Annotated in this window: 4 protein-coding genes and 1 pseudogene; all 5 read left to right on the top strand. The window is 27.1% G+C overall.

The features are described from left to right. Positions 1 to 146: 146 nt before the first annotated feature. The 5 genes and pseudogenes from AC6CHI_RS16070 (at position 147) to AC6CHI_RS16050 (ending at position 2,773) form a co-directional block, all read left to right on the top strand. Positions 147 to 614 carry a hypothetical protein gene (locus AC6CHI_RS16070; protein WP_498122495.1) on the top strand — a complete coding sequence of 156 codons (468 nt, stop codon included), beginning with the start codon at positions 147 to 149 and terminating at the stop codon, positions 612 to 614. Between the two features lie 47 nt (positions 615 to 661). Then, positions 662 to 1,090: a hypothetical protein gene (locus AC6CHI_RS16065; RefSeq protein WP_498122493.1), complete on the top strand. Its 429-nt coding sequence runs from the start codon at positions 662 to 664 to the stop codon at positions 1,088 to 1,090. A gap of 58 nt (positions 1,091 to 1,148) precedes the next feature. After that, a complete protein-coding gene (locus AC6CHI_RS16060) occupies positions 1,149 to 1,619 on the top strand; it encodes a hypothetical protein (RefSeq protein ID WP_498122492.1) in 471 nt (156 codons plus the stop codon). Between the two features lie 180 nt (positions 1,620 to 1,799). After that, positions 1,800 to 2,258: pseudogene (locus AC6CHI_RS16055) on the top strand (hypothetical protein). A 44-nt stretch (positions 2,259 to 2,302) separates the two neighbouring features. After that, complete coding sequence (locus AC6CHI_RS16050; RefSeq protein ID WP_498122491.1) at positions 2,303 to 2,773, top strand: hypothetical protein; 471 nt, start codon at positions 2,303 to 2,305, stop codon at positions 2,771 to 2,773. The last annotated feature ends 168 nt before the right edge of the window (positions 2,774 to 2,941 follow it).

Genomic DNA, 2,941 nt, shown 5'->3' with positions numbered 1-2,941 from the left:
GAATAAATGAAAAAACTACAACTGGTGTTCCAATTAATTATGATGATATAAACTCGTGGAATATATTTATATATAAAAGTACGACAAAAATAGCTGAATGTAATCTAGATTAGAATGATTTTATAGATTTTACCAAGCTTTAAATTGTGAAGTTTATTTTAATATTTCCTCTAGTTCTTCTTATGATGGCTTGTTCACGTGCTGATAAATCAGAGGTTAAAAGTCTTAATAATAAGACAATAATTAAAAAAAATGAAAGTGATGCTAACTATGTTTTTGGTGATCGCATCTTAGATAGACATTCATTCTCATCCTATAATGCAGATAGGTTAATATTTCAAATTCAGAGTGATGGTGGTATTGGCGAAAGGGATTTTTTAAACAATATTGAACCTAGTCTTAAAGAAAAAGGATGGTTGTATAAAGAAAAATATAAAAAAGCTTATATTTGCTGTGATAAAAACACTAATCAACTAGAACTAGTACCTCCAGTTAAATTAGATACTTATAGTTCTACTAGTGAAGGACAGTCATTAAACCAGTTGGTTGGGTATTGGAATGTAGGTTTTATTCACTCTAGACATAAACGCTATGTGTGTAATATTGATAGTTAGTATTATTTTAATATGGTTTTAAGTTGATGATAAGATTTATAAAACTGATGTCTGTCTTTACTTTTAGTATTGGTTTATTTGGATGTAATGATGATAGTAATGAGATTAATGTTAAAATGGAAGTTGAGCGAATTTTTAAAAACTATAATTACGATTTAAAGGAAGGGATGAAAAGAGACTTTGTTAGTTATTATAATGTTTTTGTTTCAAAGCAAGATTTATCTCTAGATGAGTTTGAGAAAGTTAAGGGAGAAATAGAGAAGAAATGGAAGTTGGTTTATATCTCAGAGGATCAATATGTATTTTGTTATGATAAGTATAATGATATGACGGTATTGTATCCAAGGAAAATGGATTATTTTGATAAATTTGGACAGAAGTTGTATATAAAGTCGAGTGAGTTAGATAAATGGAATGTTAGTATTTTGTATAGAAAACAAGGTACCTCTTATTGTAAGGATGAAAAATTCAATTAATTTTATAAGTTTTATTGATTAATGCATCTGTTTTTTAGCTTATTTTTGTGATTAAAAAATGATGGAATTGTTAAAAATAAATTACTTTTTAATTTTTACTATATGCCTTTATTCTTGCACTAGCGTTGAAGAAACTCAACAAGGTGAGTATTTTACACATGTCATTAATCAATACTTTGGGGAATATCAGCCAAATGAAAAAAATTGGGTTGATACGCCAGAAAGTAAATATTCAATTACTAAAATAAAAAAATCAAATCTTTCTTTAAATGATTTTTCTAATATTCGTAAGAAGTTGGAAGTTGATGGTTGGAAACTTATTTCTGATCAAGATAGTTACTACGAGTATTGTTTGGGTAAGAAAATACATATAGGTATACTTTATCCAATACGACCACATCATTACAACTCTGAAGGGCGCGAAGTTAAATATACAGATATTAATGACTGGCTAGTAGGATTGTCTTATGGGGAAAGTGGAGTGAATCAATGTAGAAAAGATGAGATACCCGTAATTAAATTAGATTAATTTAAAAAGATAATTTGAACAAGTGTTGAAATGCTATCTTTAGATGTATTCTTAATATTTTTTTGGAAAAAATATCAGCATCTATGAAAATATAGAAATAGATTTTGACTGAGATATAGATGCTAGTACTTTTGTTAGTATTTTCTCTTTTAACTATAGGATAAATATTAAGAGTAAATTATGAAAGTTATTTCAATGTTGTTTTTATCTTTTTTGCTGACTGCATGTTCACGTGCTGAGGAAAAGCAGCAAGATCAATATTTTAATAAAGTAATTGATAACTACTTTGGAAAGTACGACCCACGGGAGAAAGTTTGGATTAATAATCCTGTGAATAAGTATGCAACAGCAGAGGTGGAAAAATCAAAAATGTCATTTGGTGATTTTGAAAATATATAGAAAAATTTGAAAGATGATCGTTGGGTGCTAATATCAAGTCGTGATAGCTTTTTTGAATATTGTCTGGATAAAAAGATCTATATGGGAGTGCTGTATCCAACTAATACAAAACACTATGGTTATGATGGTGAGGAAATAAAATATGAAAATATAAATGAATGGTCAGTTGGACTGTCGTATAGTGAAACAGGAGTTAAGCATTGTATTAAAGATGAAATTCCAATAATTAAGTTGTATTGATTTTTTTAATAAACTGAAATTTTATTGATTAAGTAGTTTTATGTATGTTGTTAAGAATAATTTTATTTTTTATTTTGGCTCTATCAATTGTTGCATGTGATAATAAAGATGTTCTAAGTGGTTCTAGGGTTGAGAATTCTATAATAAAATATTTTGAAAAAGATGCTAATTATATTTTTGGTGATCACATCCTAGATAGATATTCATTCTCTTCTTACAATGCAGATCGGTTAATTTTTAAAATTCAGAGTGATGATACTATTAGTGAAAGAAATTTTTTAAATAATATTGAAGCTAGTCTTAAAGAAAGTGGTTGGTTTTATAAAGAAAAATACAAAGAATCATATGTATATTGTGATAAGGAAATGAATCAATTAGAACTTGTACCACCTGTAAATTTGGATTCATATGGTAGTATTGGTGAAGGGCAGTCCTTAAATCAATTGGTTGGATATTGGAATATAAGTTTTATTCACTCAAGACATAAACGTTATGTTTGTAATATTACTCATTAAAATTATTTTAATGTAATTAAAGTATAGGTTTGGTGTTATATTATATAAAAAATAAATGATCATGAATCCTATTTTGAAAATTATTTTAATGCTATTGAATAAAATTGATGAGTTTTTATGTAAATGTATGACTTAATAAAATTTGAAGGCCACATTCAACGACTAGAA

Source organism: Acinetobacter sp. GQ146 (assembly GCF_059758585.1).
The sequence above is the reverse complement of the archived record's forward strand: the minus strand, read 5'-3'. Positions and strand labels throughout refer to the sequence as shown.